This window comes from Segatella copri, assembly GCF_015074785.1.
Taxonomy (GTDB): Bacteria; Bacteroidota; Bacteroidia; order Bacteroidales; family Bacteroidaceae; genus Prevotella.
The window spans coordinates 1674874-1699744 of record NZ_CP042464.1; the positions used below are offsets into that span (position 1 = coordinate 1674874).

Below are 24871 nucleotides of genomic sequence, written 5' to 3' on the forward strand. Positions count from 1 at the left end.
AATTCCAAATCTACGAATGTATTCAATTTTATATGCGTCCAAAGAAATCCGTATATTCTTCATCGAGAATTTTCCACGAACCATTTATTCTACTTCCTTCTTTCACAATCAGATTTTGTTCTATCAATCGTTTGAGGTATTTTTGTACCTGGCGTGTTGATACGTTTAGTTTTTCTGCTATTTGCGCAGTTGTCACCTTTGGATTAGAAGTGATAAGTTTGTAGATGGCTCTTTTAGCCTTCACGAACTCTTTTCTTTGCTTGACTTCTTTGGCTGTTTCTTTCTTTTCGTTGGCGAACTCTTTGGTGTCGTTGGCGAACTGTTTTTCTGAGTTGGCGAACTCTTTTGTGTCGTTGGCGAACTGTTTTTCTGAGTTGGCGAACTCTTTTGAGTCGTTGGCGAACTGTTTTCCTGAGTTGGCGAACTGTTTCTCGTCATAATTGAGATTCCATAGAGTCACATGAAATTCTCCAGAGTTAGATTTGAATTCTGGTGCTTTGTACCCAGGGAACTTTTCAAAATGTTTGTATTCCTTGACAATCTTCTTCATGCCACTCCCTCTGCGTTCCATCAATTCAAGTCGATTGAAGAAATCTGCAAGGAGAGGATTACGACGTTTAGAAGGTACGTTCATTGGATCAAGATGTTGGATAAGACTTCCGTCCATCATACCACCTGGTGAATATACTTCCATTCGATTATCATATATGTCAATGTGGATTTCACTGCCAAGTTCTAAATAATTGCGATGAATGATGGCGTTACTTATCACTTCTGTTACGGCACGTTCAGGATAGTCTGGAAGTTCTTCTCTGTAAGTAGCTTCTTTCCACCATTTCTTATGCGAGTTATTTCTGACAAATGCTACGGCATCTTGCAATTGTCCAATGACACTTCCTTCAAACTCTGCGTCATCCAAAGCTTCGCCCAATCCACTTGTCATATCAAGCCCATTCCATCTTGTACAGAATATTCTTGATTGACGGATAGGAGAGTCATCTGCTATTAGTGCGCCTGCGTTGGTAAGTTTTCCTTGTGTGTCGATGATACCCCATGATGTGAACTCAGAATCCTCAAAAGAGCGTCCCAAGCGTTTGAAATGTACTGATTTCAATTTGGTAAATGACATATCATCAAATCTGTATGGTGCGGCAAGACTGTCGTAGTTCTTGCCAGTTCCTTTAAGAACAAGATTTCTCAATTGGATGCGGTCTGCTACAACTGATTCGTTTCCTATGCGGATGAAGGCGACACGTTGTTTGTCACCTATATAATAATAAGGAGTCTCATCACCAGAGGCTATATGCAATAAAATCAGTTTTTTCCCCTCAATTTCCTGAAATTCCAAATTGATGGTTGGGATAGGATCCAACTTAGACTTGATGGCTTCGCTGATGAGTTCAGCATCTTGTTCCGCATTTTCAAGTCCTACTACTTGGTCGTCATCAGTAATGCCAAATACAAGCGTGCCACCTTCACCATTAGCAAAGGCAGATACACTTTTGAGCCAACTCTTAGGTCGTTTGGCTTCTATCTGTTGTTTCTTGTCGTAGGCTGTCGCCTCGCCAATCAATGTATGTATGTCAAATCTCATTTCTATTCTTTATTTTAATTAATTGCTACACGACTTGTAAATAGTCTTTGTAATAGCGATATAAAAACATGTCTATTCGTCCTAATAGTGCTAGATGTCATCAAGAACAATCTCGATGACTTGTTAGCTGCCATCGAGTATTTTATAGCAAAATTCTAACTATCCCAACATCCGCTGCAGCCCAGTTGAGCCCTTTCAGCTCATCTTTGCTGCACCACTTGCTACCAGCGTGCTCACGCCTCCTGAACCCATTAGCATCGCCTTTTGGCGTACACAGAAAGGCAGTCATGGTTATCGAGAAATCAGGATACTCGTGATTCACAGTTACCAACTCCTCTCCTACTTCTACCGGATATTCCATCTCCTCCATCAGCTCACGAGCCAGCGCTTGTTGAGGAGTTTCACCAGGCTCTATCTTGCCACCAGGAAATTCCCATTTATAGCTGGTATAATCAAACTTTGTCTTGTCTTTCTGCATGCAGAGATACTTGCCATCATGGCAAACCACGGCTGCTACTACATTATAATGTTTCATTGTTCTTATCTGCTATTAAAATATCATTTACTCCATCCACTGGAAGTCTTCCTGCAATTCCTGCGACAACGGATTGTCCATGTGGATATCATACAATATAGAACCATTCGTCGTTACATTCTTTCTCGGATTCTCCAAATGACCCGTTCCTACATAGGTGTACGGCAGGGTGATACCATTCTCCATATTTACCTTCCTCACAAACACAAAGACTCTCTTAGCGGCTTTCTGTTTAGCTTCGTCCTTGTCTGAAATATCATTAATACTTTCCCACTGGAAAACATCTGGCGACAAGAACTTGTCATTATACTTCAAATGTTCATCCAGCGAGGCATCCTTCTTTAAACCAGCAAATACATACATATTGCCATCCTTATAGTAAGTGCCATACTGATTGTGCTTCGGATTCTCCAGGATTTTCAAGAGCACCTGGTCCTGACGATAATCCTGCCACAACAGGAAATCTTCTTTCGTGTCAGCATATCTTGCCTCATATTGCGTCAAACCATAGTTAAGCAAATCTTGCAGATATGCCTCATATTCTTCTTCTCTTTCGCCACACAAATGCACTTCATCCGCTTCTATCTTCACAGCAAATCCCTCTTGCAGGAATCGCAAAGCGTGCTCCAGTTGCTCATGCTTGAAACCAGGAATCTCCTCCTGGATATTGGCTTCAATACGAGATAAAGAAGACTCTCCGTTCAGTAAATTCTTGATTACCAAATACTCATGCTCTCTTACCAAAGGCAAAAGACTAGACAGATAATTGATACAAGCAATCTGCTCTTCTGAGAATACCGGCAAGCCCTCTTCTTCTATACCCTTCAAGAAACCATAATAAGAATTGGTTTTCTTGGAGCCAATCTTTATCTTCATGAATTTCAAGAGATTAGGAGCATAATCACTATTCATATAATCCATGTGCGATGGATAAGACGGAGTTTTCAGATATGCCTTGAAGTTCTGATAATCCATCTTCAGATAGTTGATGCGGTTGAAATTCTCGCTCTCAATCTTGTCGATGATTTCCTCTTTGGAAAGGTCATCGATGTGTACCTCAACGCCATATTTATCCAAGCCCAAGCTCTTGAAATCATTCCTTACCATGAACTTTAAGAGTTTCTTTTCCAAAATAGAATTGCGGGAAAGACTGCCTAGCGCCAAGGCTATATGAACGCTACGCTTATAGCTGTTGCCAATGAAATCGAGTATCGTAACATAAGGCTTGTTTGTATACTTACGAAGACCTCGACCCAATTGCTGCAAGAAGATGGTACTCGATTCCGTTGGGCGCAGAAAGAGCACCATGTTGACACCAGGAATATCCACACCCTCGTTCAGGATATCTACAGCAAACAAGATTTCCAAATCCCGGTTTTCATCCTGTAAATCATTGTAAGCACGAATACGTTCACCGGTCTTGTTCTTACCGCTCAAGGAAGCTGTATGGTAATAATCACCCAGATTATCAGCCATCATTCTGGCATGCTGGATGTTTCTACAGAAAGCCAGCGCCTTCAGCTTCTGGTCTCCCATTCGATGCTTCTCTATCTGCTGGTGGATAAACTCGCAGTTTTCAGGTGTAGAAATTTGCGAAATCAAACGGCGTTCGCCAGATGCTGTCAACCCATAATCAACCAGTTCGTCACGAATACCATAATAGTGGAAAGGCACAATCAGATCATTGATGATGGCATCACGAAGCCGCAACTCGTATGGGATATTATTGCCGAAAATCTCTACTACATCCTGATTATCCATTCGGTTCTCGGTAGCTGTCAAGCCCAGCAGGAACTCCGGCTCAAAATAGTCGATGATTTTCCGATAACTGTCTGCTACAGCATGGTGACACTCATCGATGATGATATAATTGAATTCCTTCTTATCAAAGAGTTCGAGCGAACGGCACATCGAAACATTGGTAGAGAACAGGAAATCCTCACCTGTTTCCTTTGCCTCCGCATTATACAGACCGCAGGTTTTAGAGCCGCCAAAGACCTTTTGGAATGTCTCCAGGGATTTCTTCAAGATAGAGCCTTCATGTACGATGTAGAGCAATCTGTCGGGGTTAAAATTGAGCGCATCGAATGCTGCCAGATACGTCTTTCCTGAACCTGTGGCAGAAATCACCAAAGCCCTTTCCTGACCGATGGCACGATACCTGTTCAATTCCCTAAGTGCTTTGCGCTGCATATAATTAGGTTTGATTTCAGAATCCGCCATATCATAATCCATATCCCAATGCTCAATAGCAAAACTGAGTTTGGTAGAATATTCTTTAATTCTATCCTGCGATAATTCATACGTCTGATTCCATAGGCTTTCAAACTCATTCATTGCATCAAGATAAGCCTCGGTATCATGCTCGCAATTCACCACCAAATCCCACTCTATGTTTTTCAGCAAAGCATAGCGTGTGATATTAGAAGAACCTACAACCATTTCTATACCATTTTCCAGTTCGAAAATATAGCCTTTAGAATGGAAACCATTAGTAAAATAGTTCTTCTCATCGTGGAAACATTCATCGTCCAGATGACACTCAAAATTAGGATGTTGTGCCAAACTCAAAAAGTAGTTTAACGATTCTACATCGGTAAAATTCTGATAAGTAGAAGTGATAATTCTTCCTTTAGCTCCACGCTCTATAGCAGCACTAATGTCTTTAGCCAAGAGTACCAGGCCGGCTTTCTTGATAAAGCTGACTGAAAAAGCAAATGACTTGCAGCGGCGCAAGTTCATCTGAATGGTAGACAGGAAGGTTGTCTCTGTATAATTGGTCAAGAATCTAGATTCCATAAGTCTTGCATTTCTTTAATTGCGTACAAAAGTACAAAAAAGAATCCATTTACATCATCTTTTCTCCTATTTTTTTCGGCTTATTTATTACAATAGTTCGTTAATAATTCAATAATGTGCTAAGCAGCTATACGCTGTAAGCACGAGAGATCTTTGAAAATCTTGCTAATTAAAGTTCGGTTCGGGGTGTACCCGCTTGCTTTAAAAATTCGTTTCACCAGATAAATGTTGGTCATCAGTGACTTGAATGAAGACATAGAATATTCCATTCCCAGCTCCTTCATAGTTACCTTGGCAACATTTAGTGATGTGAACGAAGCATTGAAAGCAAAATCGAGTTTCCACTTATTGCGAGCCTGGCAGTCCATAAGACCAGTATAGCCTTTGGCGTCACGAAAGCAAAATTCGATCTGGAACCTGGTTCTATAATAAAGAAGTACCTCTTCACCCGAAAGTGAGGGGTCTGTAGAGAAGAATAGTTTCTTCTTGCCATTCGGCATCTGCCAGATGACAAGTCTAACTTTACACCTGAGTGCCTTGGAATAGGCTATCAAAGTATAAGCTGTTCCTTCTATATCTTTCATCTCCATCTTCCCTGTTTACCAAAGAAGCGCTTGGCAAGTGAGACATTAAGTTTGAGCCAGTCAATGCTTTTCGACTTTTTTAAGCCGAATGCGTTGCGATAGGTTTGCTCAACATGCGAGCCATACCTCCCCATTTGGGTGAAATTTATCTTTCTTGGTATTACCATGAACAAAATTATCACCTCGATGAGTATTTTCTCGAAACTTTTTGTTAACTTTGCAGCCGAATCTTCAACTGCATCTTTAAAGATATCCATATATTGGTCAAGTCCTGTATTCATATAATTTTGCGTTTGTCGTGATTTGCAAAGTTACTGAAAATCAGCGACTTGACCAACTTTTTATAGTTAAGCTTTCATAAGCATTTCTCAATATAAGTTATTGATTTACAGACGATTAAATGTTAATTTAACGCAGCATTGTAGAATAATAATATATAAAAAACAAAATAAAAAAAAGAGGAAGACTTTCCGTCTCCCTCTTTTCATTTATTTCTTTACATAGAGCTTGAATGCCTTCACGCTGCCTGGAGCACCCTGCTCGGCACGTGGCAAGTACTCGAAGGCAGAGATGGTAACTTCCTTGCCCATATCCACGATGCCGAGATGTGGGAAGTTGGCACCCTTCTCGGTCTGCCAGTAAGTGCTCTCCTGCAAGTCAAACATCTTGTCGAGTGTTGAGTTGCCCTTCTCGCTGTCGGCATAGAAGGCTACCCAGTTGTTGCGGTCGATGCGGTTGCCCTGTGCATCCTGCAGATAAACCTCGGCGATGGCAATCTGGCTGTCACCGCTCTGGCTGCTTTCTGCCTGGATGGCGAAGTAGCGACCGGTTACAGGCTTGTCGAGCTTGATGGTCTGCCAGCCGTTGCCAGCCTTGAACTCGCCCTTCAATACAGGAGTCTCTGAATTGAGATCCATGCGATGACCTGGCTCGTTATGCTTGTTGCTCTTTTCGAGATTCAGCTTGTCGAGCTCCGGATGATCCTGGCAGAAAGCGGTAGGAGCCACGGTAGAACCTGGCTTTCCTGCTTCACCCTTAGGACCTACAACGTCGAGAACAATCACCTCGTTCTTGCCCTTCTTCAACCAGCAGCCTGGAAGATATAAGGTCTGCTGAGGACCAATCTGCCAGAAGCGACCGAGGGCATGTCCGTTGACGTAAACCTGACCCTTGCCGAATGCCTCCATATTAATAAAGGTGTCGCCCACCTTCTTCAGGTTGAAGTAGCCGCGATAGTAACCCGCCTTGGTCTGGAGACCGCGCATCTTGTTGGTTGGCATGGTGAGTGCCTTGACTGCAGTCTGGTAATCATCAGCAATGCTGCTGTTGTTCCAACGGGTAGAGGTGAGGGCAAGTTCGCAATCCTCTTTCTGTGTAGTGATGGTTACGTTGCCGATGATACCCTTGTAGTCCTTGATAGCACGACCGAAGTTGATTCTTCCCATACCTTCTACTACGATGGTGAGCTGTGCACCCTGTGGCATGGCTGGCAATTCGAGTGATTTCTCATTCTTTACACGGTCAATCTTGCCTACATACTTTCCGTTCACATATACCTGGGCAAAATCGTGGAACTCGCCGGTAAGGGTTGATGTACTTTCGATGGCTGGAACCTGGGTCTCGTAAACCATGGTTCCCCATCCCATATCCATATCCTCGAAGCACTGAGGAGCGTTGCTTTCTTTCTCCTTTCCGATACCATAGCTCAATGGCTTGTATTCGGTAAACTTGAACTCTGGTACCTTGATGATCTGCATCGGAGCCTTAGGTACGGCTGGCAACTTCTTGCCGTCGTTGTATTTCGCCATCATCTTCTGCAGTTCATAGAACTTAGGCGTAGCCAATCCCCATTCGTTGATAGGGGCATCGTAATCATAGCTGGTTACGTCTGGCTGGAAACCAGGAGAGTTGGCACCTGCCCAATGGCCGAAGCTGGTTCCGCCGTGGGTCATATAGAGAGAGAAGCTGATGCCTTTGCTCAGCATCTCGTCCATTCCTTCTACCATATCCTTGGCAGGACGGGTCTCGTGGCGGGCTCCCCACTTGTCGAACCAGCCACTCCAGAACTCTGAACACATCTTGGGAGCATTCGGACGAACCTCGCCGAGACGCTTAAACTGCTGGTCGATGTTGGCACCCGTACCGAAGTTCATGGTCCAAGTCAGGTCATCGAGACCATTGTTCAGGAAGTTGGATGACCAGTCGCATTGGAAGAGGCTTACCTTATCAAATCCGCTCTTGCGGACGATGTCGCGGATGGCACTTACGTATGGCTTGTCCTTGCCGTAAGAACCATATTCGTTCTCCACCTGAACCATGATGATAGGACCACCATTCTGGATGGTGAGTGGAGCCAGCTGCTTGCCCACTTCCTTCTCGAAGATTTCTACTCGCTGCATGAAGTAAGGATCCTGCTCACGCAGACGGATATCCTTCTTCTTGAGGAGCCACCAAGGCAGACCACCCATTTCCCATTCTGCACAAACGTATGGACCCGGGCGAACGATGACATACATGCCGTTCTTCTGAGCGAGGCGGCAGAAAGCAGCCACATCGTTATTGCCAGTGAAGTCGAATTTGCCTTCCTCCTGCTCATGGATATTCCAGAACACATAGAGGCAGACGGTATTCATGCCAAGAGCCTTGCACATCTTGATGCGATGCTCCCAGTAGGCACGAGGAATACGAGGATAGTGTAACTCGGCAGCTTTAACCACGAAAGGTTTGCCATTGAGAAGGAATGTCTTGTCGCCGGTAGTGAAGGTGCCACCTTTTTGTGCCGCCATCATCTGAGCCGGTGCCAGTGCCAATAGTGAGGCAAAGGCTAATGTCTTGATTGAAGTTGTTACTGTCATTATACTTATTTTTTAGTATTCTTGATAAAACATTTGCAAAGATAACGGAAAATCTCCTTTATGAAGGATAAAAATCGTTCAATAAAGGGGATTTTTCGTTAAAAAGGGACTATTTCAATCATTTTTGCATAAAAGTCGTAATGCTTCGTGGAGCCAACTGCGTGGTTCCATCGCAACTTCCAATAGGCGCTAAACTCTCGGAAGAGATGTCACTGGTACGATACATCTGCCAGTTTTTCTGCTCATGATTATCGAGTTGGAAGTTGACAGGCTTCACATCCTCAGAATAGTTGATTGCCACAATCACCCATTTGCCGTTGGCATTCTGATAGGCAGAACACATTACTCCGTAAGGGTCGTTGTAGCCTTCCTCTATCTGCTTTCCGTCGGCAGAAGTTGTAGCGATATCGAAGCGCTGGGCACCTGGACGGATAAAGCGGGAATAGTTGCCGAGTACCCACATCAACTTGGAATCTACTGCCCAGCCGCTCTTCCATCCATCCTTGCTGTATATGCGGATGAGTCCATCGCGGTAGTCACCGCCTGCAGAACGCCACCAGCTCCAGCTCTCGGCATTGGCATATACCAGGTCATGATGGATGACACGAGCCACATAGAGGGCTGTCTTCATCGAGAAGTCGTAAGGAGTTCCGCCGCCAATCTCCTCGTCGTTGCCCATGATGCAGAGTTCTGTTTGCCAGAACTTGATGTTCTTCTGCTTACATGCTTCCCTAATCTTCATTCTGATTTCTCTCATGTATGGGATAGGGGTATTGGTCCAGTAGCTATGAGCACCGATGAGAGGGAGGAGTTGCTTGGTCTTGCCCAGATAGGTCTGCGTACTGTCCTTGGTGAAGAAGGAGTTGATTTCGTAGCCTCGCTGCCAGTCGGCCATGTGGGTGCCAAGCATGCAGCGATAGTCGCTCGACTCATTGATGAGAATCTCGGTGTTGAGCTTGTTTTTTACCAATGCTTTGCTTACCTCCTTTGCCACCTTGGCAAACTCGCGGTTGGTGGCTGGGGTTCCTTCCTGCTTCGGTCCTGTCCAGTTCCAATGTCCATCCGGCTCGTTGATAGGGCTGATGTAGTTGAAGTGGATGCCATCGTGCTCTTCGATGCCTTTGAGAGATGTGGCGATGAACTTTCCGAATTTGCCGTAGCAATCATCCTTCAGATTGATGGTGCCGCCGCGCCCTGTGTTGGTTGCGAGTCCGTTCTTGGTATAGAACACGGGTGCTGAGTTGCAGAAGGCGAGGAAATAAGGCACACCTCTCTGCTTGGCGAGCTTGAGAAACTTGCGCTGTCCAGCCTGTTTGCTCCAGTCGTAGGTGCCGTCAGCATTGAGAAAGCATTGGGTTCTTGTGCCCGGCTGAATCTGCGAAGCCTCTCCCTGTTCCTCGCTTCCGGCTCCCAGATTGAATCGCCAGATAGACAAGCCGATGCCTTTAGGTTTGCCTAAGGCATCATTCTCGGTAGAGAAGAGCCAGTCGGCAATCTGCTCCTGCTGTTTCTCTGACCATAGACCGAGAAACTGCATACTCCATGCATCGCTGGCACCGAAGTGCTGGATGTGCTGCTCCGGGCTTTGGGTAAGGATGGTATAACGGGTTGTTCCTTCCTGTGCTGCCTGCATGTTGATGCTGGCGATGAGCAATGCAGATAAAGCACCGTATTTCATATAATTATGTGCCATAATAGAATTTTATGTTTGATGAGTTGTTCAAAAGCAGATGGATGCCCTTGCTGTTATTTTATCACGAATTTCTTTCCGTTTTGGATATAGATACCCTTGGCGAGTCCTTCTGTAGAATCTGCATGTTTGCGAACCAATTTGCCCTCGATGCTGTAGATGTCATTGCTACCGGCCTTATCTGCCTTGATATGGCTAATGCCAGTATTGATGGCATCTTCGAAATCAATCACGATGGTTACAACGCTCTTGGTTGGGATGGCAATCAGCTTATCCAGACTGAAACTGCTCTTGATGTGCTTCAGGTTTTCTTTCGCAGATGTGCGGTAAACGTTGATATCCTTGGCTGCCTTCTGTCCCTCAATGTTGATGCGTACACTGTTTTGTGATGCCATCATGTTTACATATACTAAAACGATTCGTTTGCCATCTGGAGAAAGATAGGCAGATCCCAGAAGCTTATTGAGATTTTCTTCCTTATTGGTGATATGGTCGATACGCTTGTAACCAGGGCGGATGAAACGGCTGTAGTTGCCGAGTACCCAGAGGTTACTGTTGTCGGTGATGGTACCGCCGTTCTGGATATCACCATAGCTCTCGTTGTTGTTATCGCCCTGGGTATTCATTCGCAAGAGATAGAAGCGGTTCTTCTGTCCCCATTTCTCTTGTGCGAAAGAGGTCCAGTAGCTCCATGATGCCATATTGCCGTAGGTGAGATCGCAGTGGATAAGCTTACCCATATAGAGCGAGATGTCCATATAGCTGGCTGCATCGTAACTGGAAGGGAAACCTGCTGAAGTGGATGGCTCCTTATCGAGCATGCTCCATTCGGTTTGATATACATCGAGATTGTATTCCTGAGCCTTGTTCCATACGTTCTGACGGATGTCCTTCAGGTCGGCATTCGTGCCGAAGGTCCAGTAGCTATGACCAGCGATGGCTCTTTTCAGGTTTTTCAAGTCGCCAATGTAGGTGCTGCTGTTGCTGGTATTGAAGAAAGCCTCTATCTGGTTGTTGGCTCTCTTCTCGGTTCCGTCTTGATAGAGTGCCTTCCATTGGCAGGCTTCCGGCAGGAGTATCTGGGCAGAGAGTCCCTGGTCGGTAATGCTTTTGTCCAACTCTCGGGCGAGCTTGGCGATGCACTCGTTGGTCCATGGTGAACCTTCCTGACCTTCAGTCCAATCGTATTGTGGCTCGTTTACCGGATCAATGAGGGTTATGTTGTAGCCTTTGTCGGTGAAGTGTTTGGTTGTTGTCGTGAGGAATTTGGCAAAGTCGGCATAGTGATTGTCTGCGAGATTGCTTCCGCTCACACCCTTGTTGGCGCATGCCTTGCCGTTTTTGGTAAACTGTACTGGGGCTGAATTGGAGAAGAGCAGAAAATGATCTACTCCATATTTCTTGGCTTGCTGCATGAAGTATTGTTGACCTGCCGACTTGGTCCAGTCGTAGTTGCCATTGGCATCTAGATAGCAGTAGCCACGTCGGGTGATGTCTTCGATGCCGCTTTGGCTGCCTTGTTCTGCTGAACCGGCACCCAGGTTTACGCGCCACATTGAGAGACCGATGCCTTCTGGGTTACCATCGGCATCCATTTCCTGGCTGAAGAGCCATTTCGCCGATTTCTCTTTTTCTGCATCACTGAAATATTTGCCCACAAAATCGGCTGTCCAACAGTCGCTTGATCCGAAGTCTGCTATGGTCTGATAGCAGATGTTGGGGTTTACGGTGACCTTATATGATGATTGCGCATATAAGTTGGCAGTCATCATCAAGGCAGCTGTGAGGCTGAAGATGGATGTTTTTTTCATTTGCTGAGGCTTTATATATAATTAAAGTGTATGGATAACAATATTTTTATGAAAGAAAAGGGGCAGGACAAGAGATTTGTCCTGCCCCTTTGATATTTTAGTTGTAACCTTCGTTCTGCTTGATGGTTCCGTTACTCATGGTAATTTCTGAGTTAGGGATGGCGAAGAGAAGGTCGCGAGGTGCCTGGAAGTTGATACCCTCGTTGCTGTTCTCCTGCTGGTTGGTGGTCTCGTATGGGTCGGTAGATTCCTCCATGTTGTACTTCACGAAAGTACCGTTAGGACCGAATACGTGTTCCATCATTGTCTTTCCATCATCCATCTTCCAGCGGCGCAGGTCGTCGAGGCGGGTCCCCTCAAGTGCCAGCTCCAGACGGCGCTCGGTGCGGATAGCATCACGAAGGGCTGTACCTGTGGCGGTAACTTCTGGAAGTTGAACACGCTGGCGTACCTTGTTGAGTGCCCACTGTGCCTCACTGTCGTGATTGAGAGCATTCTCTGTCTCTGCATACATCAGCAATACCTCTGCATAGCGGAGCAAGCGGATGTTCAATGGATTGTGAGGTGCATCGTATGGACTAGGGCGCCTGTTCACTGGGATGAAGAGCTTCATGTTGCAACGGCCAGACTTATGCTTGCTGGCTGAAATCACGTATGGGTTGTCCTCATTCCATGTTGGGTCACCAGGAACTTCTGTCTGTCCATCGTGAAGGATGGTATAGCGAAGTCGAATCTCGTCTCCTGCATCCTTGAAAGCCTTTTCCAGGTTGCTGGTAGGAAGACCCCATGCCCAACCAGCGTCGTCACGTGAACCAACCAAGACAGAGTAGCGCTCACCCAGAGAATACTGGGTATCATCACTGGTCTGAATCTCGAAGAGACTCTCCTTGCCATTGTTATAGTCGATGTTCCAAACCTGGCTAAAGTCATCCATCAGTTCATATTCCGGTGTTCCGCTGGCATGAGAGCCACGGCAGGTGAGTTCCTGCAGGATAGGCTCAGCTTCAGCATACTTACCCTGGTAGAGATATGCCTTTGCCAACATACCCTTGGCAGCACCGCTGGTAGCACGACCGATGTCGTTGGCAGATAGCTCTGCCTTCTTTGGAAGATCGGCGAGGGCATCCTTGAAGTCCTGCTCAATCTGAGCGTAGGTTTCTGCGCTGGTAGCTCGGGTGATACCCTGAACCTCAGAAGGCATCTTGAGTGACATTACCAATGGTACACCGCCAAAGTTCTTCACCAGTTCGAAGTAGTAGAAACCGCGGAGGAACTTAGCCTCGGCAATCAGTCGCTTCTGATACTTCTCGTCGTTGAATTTCAGTTGTGCAATCTTTTCGATGGCGATGTTGCACTGGGTGATACCCTTGTAGCGATACTGCCAGAAGTTCTGTACAGCATTACCCAAGTCGATGGTGTTGCCGGTAAACATGGCTGCTGCTCTATATTCACCCGGGTCCTGTGTGGTGTTACCCATCCAGCAATCATCGGTGGTAATGTTGCAGAGGTTGTAGAATTTGTAAATCTGCCACCAGTCATCACATGCGATGAAGTTGTAGCAACCGGTAATCTGCTTTTCACATTCTTCCTCGGTGGTGAAGTAGTTCTCCATATCCTGCTGACCGCGGATAGGCTCCTCAAGGAAGTCGGAGCAAGATGTCAAGCCCATAGTCAAGGCAGAAGCCAAGGTCAAACCTATGATATATCTTTTCATAATCTTGTTTCTTATTTTAATGATTACATATATTATAATAATGTATATTCCCTGCGATTAGAAGCTCATGTTCAAACCGAAGAGGAAGGTACGTGGGTTAGGATAACCTGTGTAGTCGATACCTGCCTCTGTTACACTTTTACCCATTGATGCTGCTTCTGGATCTGCACCAGAGTAGTTGGTGATGGTAAAGAGGTTCTGAGCTGAGAATGACAAACGCAAGTTCAGCTTGTTGTTGAACCACTGCTTAGGCAAGGTGTAACCAATCTGGAGCAACTTGCAGCGGAAGTAAGAACCATCCTCTACGAAGAAGTCGCTTACTCGCTTGTAGTTCATGTTGGAATCGTTGACAGAGAGGCGAGGGTATTCTGCACCTGTGTTGTCGGTTCTCCAGGTCTTGTCGTAAGTGCCGGCATATACATTCTGACCGTCGGTTCCTGCATAGCGACCGATGTTCTTGTTGAAGATGTCGTTGCCGAAGGTTCCGTAGAAGTTGGCTACGAGGTCGAAGCCCTTGTATGCCGCATTCAGGTTCAAACCTACCATGAGGTCTGGGAATGGATTACCGATATGAGTCTTATCGTTGCTGTCGATAACGCCATCATTATTCAAATCCACGAAGCGGAGGTCACCTGGCTTGGCATTTGGCTGCAATGACTCGCCATGCTCGTTGGTGTATGACTTCACTTCTGTCTCGTTCTGGAAGATACCTGCTGTCTTGTAACCCCAGAACTGGCTGAGAGATTCGCCCTCGGCATTGCGAACGATGTAGTCGCCACTGAATCCACCTGTCCAGATGTAGTCACCATTCAGTTTCACTGCCTTGTTCTTCACCTGAGAAAGATTCAGACCTACGCCGTAGGTGAAGTCCTGGATTTGGTCGTTCCAATTGATACCAAGTTCCCAACCAGATGCCTTCATTTTACCTACGTTCTCCCACATCTGTCCGTTCCACATTGGGTAACCGAGGATGAGGAGGTTGTCTTTCTTCATCAGCATATCGTGAGATGTCTTCTCGAAGTAATCCGCTGTAATCTTCAGGCGGCTCTGGAGAAGAGCGAGGTCAAGCCCCACGTTCCAGTCCTCCACGGTTTCCCACTTCAGGTTAGTGTTTCCGATACCGCTCACAGTAGAACCGATGATGCGGTTTGGAGTTCCACCGAATACATAGGTTGTTGTACCGATAGAGCTGAGATATGCCGAGTTGTCGATGTTCTGGTTACCAACCTTACCCCAACCAGCACGGATCTTGATGTCATCAAACACCTTCTGGTTCTTCATGAACTCCTCGCTGGTAAGGCGATAAGCTCCAGATACAGATGGGAAGGTAGCCCATTTGTTGTCCTTGGAGAACTTGGAAGAACCATCCACACGGATAGATGCTGTGAGGTAGTACTTCTCTGCGTAGTTGTACATTACACGTCCCAGGTAAGATACCAGCGAAGTGAAGCTGTCGGTACCCGTAGCTGCCGGGTTCTTGGTTCCTGAACTAGGGTAGCGCAGAGACTCATCATTATTTGGAATGTTCTCTGAGTAAGCATTAGCCCAGTAGTCCTGGAAGCGCTCCATAGTGTAACCGCCCATCAAGTTGATGTTGTGTTTCTTGTTGAGGGTTGTCATGTAGTTCACGGTGTTGGTCCAGTTCCAGTCCACCCAGTTCTCCATCTTTCTGGTAGCATTGTTGTTCTGGTTCTGCTCCAGGTTGTCGATGAAGAAGTTAACGTTGAACGAATCGGTTCTGCGGAAGCGGGCGTTCAAGCCGAATGCTGATTTGATGGTCAATCCCTTGATTGGGGTGAGACTTACGTATGGAGTTGCGAGCAATCCATATTCGCTAGCACCAGAGTCCATACGTGCCATAGAAGCCACTGGGTTCCATTCCTGGTTGTTGTGCGAACGGTCATAGTTGCTGTATGGATTGCTGGTCCATTCGCTTTTTGGTCGCATCACTGGAGTAGTTGGATCCATCGCCATGATGGCACTCATCAGTCCTGGGGTGTCATCCCACTGCTCGTAGCGAGGAGTGAAGTCAACACCAGCCTTGACAATCTTATTGAAATTGTATTCGGTAGAGAAACGTGCAGAGAGTTTCTGCCACTGACCTACCTTGTACTGAGAGTCCTGCTTGTAGTAACCGATGCTTCCAGAGTAAATCATCTTGTCGTTACCGCCAGAGAAAGAGATGTCGTAGTTCTGCTGTACGGCTACATCGTTGATACATTCTTTCCACCAGTCTGTATAGGTATCAGCGCTTCCCTTGAAAGGAGAAACGTTGCCATCATTGGTATAACGAGCATCAAACACTTTCTTGTATTCCTGAGAGTCTGCCATATTCTGCTTCTTCAATGTTTGGAGACCTACGGTGGCTGTGACATTGAATTTGGCATCTCCCTTCTTGCCTTTTTTTGTGGTGATCAAAATCACACCATTCGAAGCACGGGTACCATAGATAGCTGATGCAGAGGCATCCTTCAATACCTGCATGCTCTCGATGTCGTTCTGGTTGAGGAAGTTGATGTTGGTACCTACAGGCATACCATCTACAACGTAGAGAGGATCAGAACCATTCACGGTAGTGACACCACGGATGATGACACGAGGAGAAGCACCAGGACCACCGGCGCCACTGATCTGTACACCGTTCACCTGACCCTGAAGGGCGTTCATCACGTTACCGGTAGAGAGCTTTTCCAGCTTGTCGCCCTTGATGGCTGAGATAGAACTGGTGAGGTCGCCCTTCTTTACCTGACCATAACCGATGACAACCACCTCGTTCAAGTCGTTGGCATCGTCCTTCAGCACAAAGTTGATCTGTGAACGGTTGCCAACCTTTTCTTCCTGGTTTGCCATACCTACGTATGAGATAACAAGGGTAGCGTTCTTGTCGGCATCGATGGTATAATGACCATCCAGGTCGGTAACAGCACCTCTGTTGCTACCTTTCACCTTGATGTATGCTCCAATAACTGGTTCGTTGTTGCTGTCCACGACATTACCCGTCACTTTCACGCTCTGAGCGTTCATATTGAGGGCGAAACTGGTTGCCATGGCTGCTATGATATATTTCTTGTTCATATTACAATGTTTCTAATATTCTAGATGACTGTTCTTTCACACGTGTTATACTATTTGATAGGGATGATGCGAGAACGCAAGAGAGCGTAGTCGAACTCGAAGAGATACTTTCCTGTAGCAGGAACCTTTACCTTCTTCATGTTGTCACCGCCGTTGAGCTTGTTGGCCTCGTTCTCATCGGAACCATCGAAGCGCCAGTAAGGCTCTGGCCACCAACCCCACCAGTGAGTCTGGCTGATGGTGAATTCGATTTCATCACCTGCCTTGAGGTTCATTTCGCGATAGAGGCGATATGGGTTGTTCTCGTCCTGATTCAAGATGAATGCACCTGCGTTCTGATTGGTTGTCCATTCGCCGGCTCCCTCTGGCAAGTAACCCTTACCTGCTAGACAAATCTGTGCAGGCTGTGCGCCAGAACCGTCGTTGAAGTCAATCGTGGTAGAACCGTTGAGGGTCATCTTCTTGGTTGTAGGAGTATATTCCTCTACCTTGTATTCACCTGTGATGATATTGAAGTTGATTTCGTAGTAACCCACCTTTTCCAAGATGATAGGCTTTGCATCGCTAGCCTTGCGGGTGAGCAAACCTGTCTTCTCGTCAACACCGAAGCAGAGAGGAACGAAATCGGTCTTCTGTGGAATGAAGCGTATGCCTGTGCCTGGCTTCTGGTTGTAGTAGCGGGCACGATACTGGAATTCGCCCACGTGATCAACCAGCATTGGTACACCATAAACATCGCTTGTCAGTTCTGCTGCAGAGTTGACATCTGCAAGATACATCTTCTCAAAGTCAACCAAGTCGCTGACGATGATGGTGCTCTTCTGCTCGGTCATGTTGTCCATACTGTCATACACCTTGATGCTCATCTCGTAATCGGCATCTTCTGATGGGAATGTATATTCCTCGCTGTATTCGTACTCGGTACCAGAGAGTGTTACCTCGTCGTGCTTGTTGATGCCAGGAATATCAATGACCAACTTCTTCAACGACTTGTTGTCGGATACGGCAACATTGAGCAGGAATGTTGGGTCTTCCTTCATCACGTTCACCTTATTAGATGGTGCTACTGTGAATACCGGGAAGGTAAAGTCGCCGTCACCCTTGATGGTGATGTTGGCTGTTGATACTTTTCCCACCACGTCTTCAACGGTCACTTCCAATGGGAAGCTGGAGTTGTCGGTCCAGTCGTCTGCAGGAGTATAAGCATAGTCGAGATTATACTCATGGAGCAGGGAATCTTTGTAGATGTCGAGCAGGTTGATGGTCTTGTCGAGGAGCATTCCCTCGTTCTTGAGTCGGATAGACTTGATACCGTCGGCATCGCTAATCTTACCTGTGATGTTGAAGGTACGTCCTGGTTCGGCATGAATCAGGTCTGATGTTAATGAAATCGTTGGATTCTGACCATCCACTGTAGGATAATCATCATCGCTACTGCATGCCTGGAATGTGAATCCACCCAAAGCAATTGCAGCCCATAAAAGGGCATTCTTTAGATTAAATGGTTGATGTGCCATAAGACATTCTTTTTAGTTCTTTATATTTTGTTGTTTTGTTTATTATGCGTTAGTTGAGTAACTTTGCGTTAGTTGAACAACTTTCGTGTTGTTTATTCGGTTGCAAATGTACGGCGATTATTGAGAATCAATGGAGAAAAATCATTCAAATGGGGGTATAAATCGTGCACTGAAAGATTTGTGCCGCTGTTTTTGATGTTTTTTAGCTTGTTTCTTGCCTGATTTAAGGAGCTTTTTGCTAATTTTGCAGCAAATTGAAAATTAAAAACCATATACCTTCGATGAATATGATAGAAATAAAAAAGACACTTTGGGTGGTCTTCATCTGTTTGATGGGGCATATTGTTGCCTTGGCTCAGAAGTATCAAGTCAGACCATTGGATTTGGAGCAGGGCTTATCGTGCAATTATGTTGTAAGCATAGCGCAAGATAAATATGGCTTTCTTTGGTTTGCTACCGAAGAAGGCTTGAATCGGTTTGATGGTAATAGCTTCTTTACTTATTACAAGCAAAGAGACAGAAAGGGCATCTCCAGCAGTGAATTGAACTGTGTGATTGATGATGCCAAGGAACCTGTAGTCTGGATTGGAACCAAGAATGATGGTCTCAATTCCTTTAACTATCAAACAGAAGAATGGCATAGCTATAAGCATGACGGCAAGAATCCTTCCAGCATTGCAACGAATGATATTACGCATATCACCCCCTCTGCCAATGGTAAACTCTGGATTACCACCTATTGGAAAGGTGTAGAACTGTTTGATCCCGAAACCGGCAGGTTTGTGCATTTTGATAAAGATAGAGTGCAAGGTTTGCCTGATAACCAATTGTGGTGTGTGCTCGATTTGGGAAATGGCAATCTTTTGGTGGGACATGTCAAGAGTGGATTATCCATCATAGATACCCAACATTTAACTGCCCGGAATTTTAAGCACAACGCCCAAGACATCTACTCTATTTCGGGTAATGAGGTGATTTGTCTGTATCGCGACAAAAAAGGAACGATATGGATCGGTACTAATATGGGTATAGATATTTACGACCCACTTAGCCAGCGATTTCTGCATGTGGCAGATCAAACCATCAAGAATCATCGTATTTTTGATTTCTGTGAATTGCCGAATGGTAATATGCTTGTAGCAACCGAGCAGATGGGTATAGCTGTATTGGATGTTGCCAACAAATCATTTACTGCAAGTACTCAGATTCCATGTTCTTTCATCAGCGAGGGGTTGGAAGATTTTAATCTTACGGGTAATAGTGTGCGAAGCCTATTGCTAGATAAATATAATAATGTATGGGCAGGATTTTATGGTAGCGGCATCAATTTCCTGACTCAATCTGTTGCGTCATTCAGTACCATCCGGGCTGGTGTTCCTGATCAGCTGCAACGACTTACGGAGAAATCTGTGATGGGATTGGTTTTCGATAAGAATGGGCAGCTATGGGTAGGTACTGATGGTAAAGGACTGAATGTCTTCTCGCCAGAAAGAAAACGATTGGCTACCTATGAACATGAAGGTGGCAGTATCGTGACAGCTGCAACTCGAGATAGCAATGGTAATTTGTGGTTTGGATCTTTCTATCAGGGTGCTACCGTAAAGATGGCGGGTGGAGGTTTCCGCAAGGTTTCGCCAGATGCGCATGAAGATGTCAGATGTTTCTATGAAGATGACAAGCAGCAGATGTGGATAGGTACCGCTCATGGCATCTATGTGGTTGATATCAAGCGGATGAAGGTGGTAAATAATTATCATCTTGGCAATGATATGGTACGTGCCATCTGTATGGATGCACAGCATAGAGTCTGGGTGGGCTATTTCGGCATTGGCATTGAGGTGTTTTCGCCTCAAATGAAGCGGATCAAGTCGTTTAATTCAACTAAGGGTGAAAAGGAATATATTCCTTCCAATGCGGTGAATCATCTGATGCGTGATTCCCAAGGTCGTATTTGGGCAGCTACCAACGAGGGAGCCATCTGCTTTGATGTAAAGCATCAGGATAGACACGTGATTTATGACCAGAGACAGGGAATGAGCAATATCCATGTGCGTGCCATTATAGAAGATGAGATGCACAACATCTGGATGAGCACCAATCGTGGTATCAGTTGCTTAAAGGCAGGAAAAGCTGGTAGGTTTATCAATTTTAATGAGAAAGATAATGTCGTTAAGGCTAATTTCAACGATGGTAGTGTGGCTCGTTCCGAACAGGGTATTATCTATTTTGGTTCGGCTCAGGGATTATGCTGTTTCCAGCCAAGACAAGTCTTGTCTGTCAGTCGGGCTCCTGAACCGATAATTACTTCGTTGCGGCTGATTCGTGGTATAGAGCAAACTGATAGTGTCATCAATCTTGCCATACGCAACCATATCTCGTTGGCGTATGATGAAAATTCCTTTGCGGTAAATTTTACCGTACGGAACTTTGCCATGGAGAACCATGTGGAGTATAGCTATATGCTCTCTGGTTTGCAGAATGATTGGATTACTGCTCAGTATGGAACGATTACTTTACGCGATATTCCACCAGGAACCTATCAGTTGCAGGTACGAGCTCGCTTTCATAACCAGCCATGGTCTTCTGAAATAGCCGAGTTTACCATCATCGTTCGGCCTCCGTTCTGGCTTTCATGGTGGGCTAAGTTGTGCTATACCTTATTCGTTTTGGCGATAGTGTATCTGGCTTTGAGAATATATCAGCGTCATCTCCGCTTGAAATTCGAGTTGAAAGCAGAAAAGGTGCACCATGAGAAGGAACAGAAACTTAACGAGGAACGCCTGCGCTTCTTTACCAATATCACTCACGAACTTCGCACGCCACTTACGCTGATTCTCGGTCCGCTCGATGACATCTCGCATTCGTCGGATATTACGAAGGCCGTGAAGCATAAGCTGGCGGTGATACATCAGAGTGCGGTGAGATTGAACGAACTGATTACGCAGATATTGGAATTCAGAAAGACGGAGACCGATAACCGTCAGCTTCGTGTGGTGAAGGCAAACGTGGTGGATGCCGTGCATGAGGTTTCTTTGAAGTACGAGGAATTGGCACAGAAGCCTGACGTCGCCATTAAGTTTGTGGCTCCAGAGAATCCGATCATGATGTATATCGACAAGGAGGTCATCGCCATTATCTTGGATAATCTGGTATCGAATGCTATCAAATATACCGATCAGGGTAATATTGATATCAGTGTGGAGCGTCGTCGCAGCGGGGAACATCATTTGGTGGATATCACGGTGAGTGATACGGGCCATGGCATCTCTGCAAAGGCATTGCCGCATATTTTCGATCGTTATTATCAGGAGAATGGAACCCATCAGGCTTCCGGCACAGGTATTGGTCTCTCGCTGGTCAAGAAGTTAGTGACCCTGCATCATGGTGAGGTGAAGGTAGAAAGCAATCTGGAGCAGGGTACCAGTTTCATCGTCACTCTGGATGAGAATGAAATTTATCCCGATGCCTTGCGAGGTGATGAGAATGCTTCTGCTAAATTGCAGGGTAATGATGCTGCATCTGGTGTCCTCAATTTGGAGGAAGCTGTGCTCAGTGTGGAGAATGGCAAGCCGTTGCTCCTCGTGGTAGAGGACAATAGGGAGATACTCGACTATGTGGCAGAATCGTTTATTGACGAGTTTGATGTGTTGAAGGCTGGTGATGGTCGGGAAGGATTGGCTTTGGCATTGAATAAGGTGCCTGATGTAATCATTTCAGATGTCATGATGCCAAATATGGATGGCAATGCCATGTGCAGGGCCTTGAAGAAAGATATACGCACGAGTCATATTCCTATCATTCTTCTTACGGCGAAGGATTCTTTCGAAGCCAAGGAGAAGGGCTATGACTCGGGTGCCGATTCGTATATCACCAAACCTTTCACGCATTCGCTCTTGCGTAGCCGAATCCTTAACCTCTTGCAGCAGCGTCGGCGTGACAAGATGCTGATACAGGAATCGAAGGAAACCAATTTGGCACAGAAGAAAGAGCAGTTGAGGGAATCGCTCAATAAGGTAGATCAGGAATTCTTTGACAAGTTGAATAAGCTGATAGAAGAGAATATCAGTGGTGATGTGGATGTTAACTTGATTGCCAGTAACTTGGCGGTAAGTACCAGTACGCTCTATCGCAAGATGAAGGCGCTCACGGGTATATCTACCAACGAATATATCCGCAAGTATAAGATGCAGTATGCCGAGCATTTGCTTCTGGAGGGTAAGTATAGCATCAGTGAGATCTCCTTTATGGTAGGTATGAATAGCGTGGCTTATTTCCGCCGGTGTTTCAAGGCTGAATATGGGGAGATTCCTTCTGAATATCTCAAGAAATTGCAGAAAATGTAATATTGGTATAGCAATAGTTCGTTAATAATTCAATAATGTGCTAAGCAGCTATACGCTGTAAGCACGAGAGATCTTTGAAAATCTTGCTAATTAAAGTTCGGTTCGGGGTGTACCCGCTTGCTTTAAAAATTCGTTTCACCAGATAAATGTTGGTCATCAGTGACTTGAATGAAGACATAGAATATTCCATTCCCAGCTCCTTCATAGTTACCTTGGCAACATTTAGTGATGTGAATGAAGCATTGAAAGCAAAATCGAGTTTCCACTTATCGCGAGCCTGGTAGTCCATAAGACCAGTATAGCCTTTGGCGTCACGAAAGCAAAATTCGATATGGAACCTGGTTCTATAATAAAGAAGTACCTCTTCACCCGAAAGTAAGGGGTCTGTAGAGAAGAATAGTTTCTTCTTGCCATTCGGCATCTGCCAGATGACAAGTCTAACTTTACACCTGAGTGCCTTGGAATAGGCTATCAAAGTATAAGCTGTTCCTTCTATATCTTTCATCTCCATCTTCCCTGTTTACCAAAGAAGCGCTTGGCAAGTGAGACATTAAGTTTGAGCCAGTCAATGCTTTTCGACTTTTTTAAGCCGAATGCGTTGCGATAGGTTTGCTCAACATGCGAGCCATACCTCCCCATTTGGGTGAAATTTATCTTTCTTGGTATTACCATGAACAAAATTATCACCTCGATGAGTATTTTCTCGAAACTTTTTGTTAACTTTGCAGCCGAATCTTCAACTGCATCTTTAAAGATATCCATATATTGGTCAAGTCCTGTATTCATATAATTTTGCGTTTGTCGTGATTTGCAAAGTTACTGAAAAATCAGTGACTTGACCAACTTTTTATAGTTAAGTTTTCATAAGTATTTCTTAATATAAGTTATTGATTTACAGACGATTAAATGTTAATTTAACGCTGTATTGTATCATATTCGGGTCGCCATACAAAGCTTTTGCCCCTACAGGGCGCCAGGCGTGGGGACATGAATACCCAGGGCGAATGCCCTGGGCTAGGAGCTTCTGCCCTTTCAGGGCGTGAGGGAAATTGCAGGGGGCGTGAAAGGAATTGCAGGGATGCGTGAGGGAGAATGGCGTTTAATCTGTTAAAAACATCACACGTATTATAATAAACATTAAATTAAAGTGAGCGTCATAACGCTCAATTTTTATTTGGTTATTTGAATGTTTTTTATTACCTTTGCACGAAATTTTGAAATTATGAAAAAAATGAAGCATATTAACAGCAATCACCTCGACTTTATGAAGAAAAGGTGTTTCGGAAGCTTAGGAGAACTCCTAAGCGAGCTGTGGTATGCTATAATTACAAACAATCGGTCGAGATGCCAGGTATCTGCGACCAAGTATCAACTTAATGCCATATCAACAACCAGAAAGTAAACACAACCCTACCCGCCCCCACACCTTACGGATAGTAGGCGCTCGGCAGTTCTCCAGCGGCTTACGCTAAAAACGTTAGCGCAAACACACGTCTCTCTACTAAAATGAGGAGGAAACAGTTAACAATCAACATAAAAACAATAAAAGAAGATGAAACTTTTTTTTTATAGGAAATTTATTCGCTTCGTAATAAAGCACTTTACCATCGTTATCAACAATACCATACAGATGAATGGCGGTCAGTATATCGAACACATGAACAACTATCAGGGAAAGGAGGATGAGAAATGTCTGGACAAAGAATGATCATCATGAACGCTGGTAGCTCGTACTTCGAGCATGTGGAAAACTATTATGGCAGCAATGCCTGTGAGCAAAACTCATGCAGAAATGCTGAGATGCCGGAAGAGCTGAAAACGGAAAAGGCTCAGAGGATAAAGAACAACCTGATAGAGATAGGCTTGGTAACCGAAAATTTCATGCCATCAGGACTGTCTTCATCCGAAGCTGCCATCCTTGCCAACCAGATAGGTATAGAGTTGGAAATCAAGAATATATGGAGCGTATTCGGCAATTATTGGGGTCCTAATCCGAACTCGATGAGAGCCGCCTGCAACCGAGGAATGGATCAGAAGAAAACGACTGCCTTCCTCGAAAAAGTGATGCCTGCTATCAGAGGTTAATCTGGCAGGTAGTACTAGTACGCGTACATAGTACGTACTAGGTAGAAGCGAGAAATTTGCCTTACCTTTGCCCCCGGAATTCAGAACCAATGCGGTCTGAGTTTCGGGGGCTTTTGTGTATCTGCACATCAACCATGGTGGGAGCCTCCAATCTTCTAAATTATTTAAAATGATGGAAGTGAAAGCGTATGTGTTCAGTCCTCCTCCTTACAGACGACTGAGAGTAGTGAAAACGGAAGAGGGCATTACCCCACAAACCAATCTTTTAT

Annotated in this window: 16 protein-coding genes; 3 read left to right on the plus strand and 13 right to left on the minus strand. The window is 45.3% G+C overall.

The genetic code is table 11. The annotated features are described in order from the left end of the window. Nucleotides 1–28: 28 nt before the first annotated feature. From FO447_RS07425 to FO447_RS07470, 11 genes are all read right to left on the minus strand, one after another. Nucleotides 29–1594, minus strand: coding sequence for an ATP-binding protein (locus tag FO447_RS07425; protein WP_200758291.1), 1566 nt, complete (start codon nt 1592–1594; stop codon nt 29–31). A gap of 142 nt (nt 1595–1736) precedes the next feature. Continuing rightward, the gene (locus FO447_RS07430) at nt 1737–2129 is read right to left on the minus strand and encodes a (deoxy)nucleoside triphosphate pyrophosphohydrolase (RefSeq protein ID WP_200758292.1); all 393 of its coding nucleotides are present in this window, start codon (nt 2127–2129) and stop codon (nt 1737–1739) included. A 27-nt stretch (nt 2130–2156) separates the two neighbouring features. Further along, nucleotides 2157–4928 carry a DUF3427 domain-containing protein gene (locus FO447_RS07435; RefSeq protein WP_200758294.1) on the minus strand — a complete coding sequence of 924 codons (2772 nt, stop codon included), beginning with the start codon at nt 4926–4928 and terminating at the stop codon, nt 2157–2159. 119 nt (nt 4929–5047) lie between these two features. Next, the gene (locus tag FO447_RS15995; protein ID WP_234699085.1) at nt 5048–5512 is read right to left on the minus strand and encodes a hypothetical protein; all 465 of its coding nucleotides are present in this window, start codon (nt 5510–5512) and stop codon (nt 5048–5050) included. After that, nucleotides 5509–5793, minus strand: a complete 285-nt coding sequence (locus FO447_RS16000; protein WP_228112419.1) for a hypothetical protein — start codon at nt 5791–5793, stop codon at nt 5509–5511. The genes FO447_RS15995 and FO447_RS16000 overlap by 4 nt, the downstream gene beginning before the upstream one ends. A gap of 207 nt (nt 5794–6000) precedes the next feature. After that, on the minus strand, nt 6001–8367 hold the full coding sequence (locus FO447_RS07445; protein WP_200758296.1) for a beta-galactosidase: 2367 nt from the start codon (nt 8365–8367) through the stop codon (nt 6001–6003). 118 nt (nt 8368–8485) lie between these two features. Continuing rightward, a complete protein-coding gene (locus FO447_RS07450; protein ID WP_181975380.1) occupies nt 8486–10045 on the minus strand; it encodes a glycoside hydrolase in 1560 nt (519 codons plus the stop codon). A gap of 68 nt (nt 10046–10113) precedes the next feature. Then, complete coding sequence (locus tag FO447_RS07455; RefSeq protein WP_118200802.1) at nt 10114–11868, minus strand: glycoside hydrolase; 1755 nt, start codon at nt 11866–11868, stop codon at nt 10114–10116. A 97-nt stretch (nt 11869–11965) separates the two neighbouring features. Then, nucleotides 11966–13582, minus strand: coding sequence for a RagB/SusD family nutrient uptake outer membrane protein (locus FO447_RS07460; protein WP_117729487.1), 1617 nt, complete (start codon nt 13580–13582; stop codon nt 11966–11968). A 57-nt stretch (nt 13583–13639) separates the two neighbouring features. Next, complete coding sequence (locus FO447_RS07465; RefSeq protein ID WP_200758298.1) at nt 13640–16657, minus strand: SusC/RagA family TonB-linked outer membrane protein; 3018 nt, start codon at nt 16655–16657, stop codon at nt 13640–13642. A gap of 50 nt (nt 16658–16707) precedes the next feature. Then, a complete protein-coding gene (locus tag FO447_RS07470) occupies nt 16708–18174 on the minus strand; it encodes a hypothetical protein (protein WP_234699086.1) in 1467 nt (488 codons plus the stop codon). Nucleotides 18175–18461: 287 nt separating this feature from the next. Between FO447_RS07470 and FO447_RS07475 the strand changes: the two genes are divergently transcribed. Further along, entirely contained in the window at nt 18462–22517 is a 4056-nt protein-coding gene (locus tag FO447_RS07475; protein WP_234699087.1) for a hybrid sensor histidine kinase/response regulator transcription factor, read from the plus strand. A gap of 40 nt (nt 22518–22557) precedes the next feature. Here the strand turns inward: FO447_RS07475 and FO447_RS16005 are convergent, their stop codons facing one another. After that, on the minus strand, nt 22558–23022 hold the full coding sequence (locus FO447_RS16005; protein ID WP_234699088.1) for a hypothetical protein: 465 nt from the start codon (nt 23020–23022) through the stop codon (nt 22558–22560). Further along, nucleotides 23019–23303, minus strand: coding sequence for a hypothetical protein (locus FO447_RS16010; protein ID WP_228112419.1), 285 nt, complete (start codon nt 23301–23303; stop codon nt 23019–23021). Before FO447_RS16010 ends, FO447_RS16005 begins: the two co-directional genes overlap by 4 nt. 766 nt (nt 23304–24069) lie before the next feature. On the opposite strand from FO447_RS16010, the gene FO447_RS07485 reads away from it, so the two are divergent. Both FO447_RS07485 and FO447_RS07490 read left to right on the plus strand, forming a co-directional pair. Further along, on the plus strand, nt 24070–24225 hold the full coding sequence (locus tag FO447_RS07485; RefSeq protein WP_022120246.1) for a hypothetical protein: 156 nt from the start codon (nt 24070–24072) through the stop codon (nt 24223–24225). Next, nucleotides 24207–24602 (plus strand): hypothetical protein, encoded by a 396-nt coding sequence (locus tag FO447_RS07490; RefSeq protein ID WP_200758300.1) that lies wholly within the window; start codon nt 24207–24209, stop codon nt 24600–24602. The genes FO447_RS07485 and FO447_RS07490 overlap by 19 nt, the downstream gene beginning before the upstream one ends. The last annotated feature ends 269 nt before the right edge of the window (nt 24603–24871 follow it).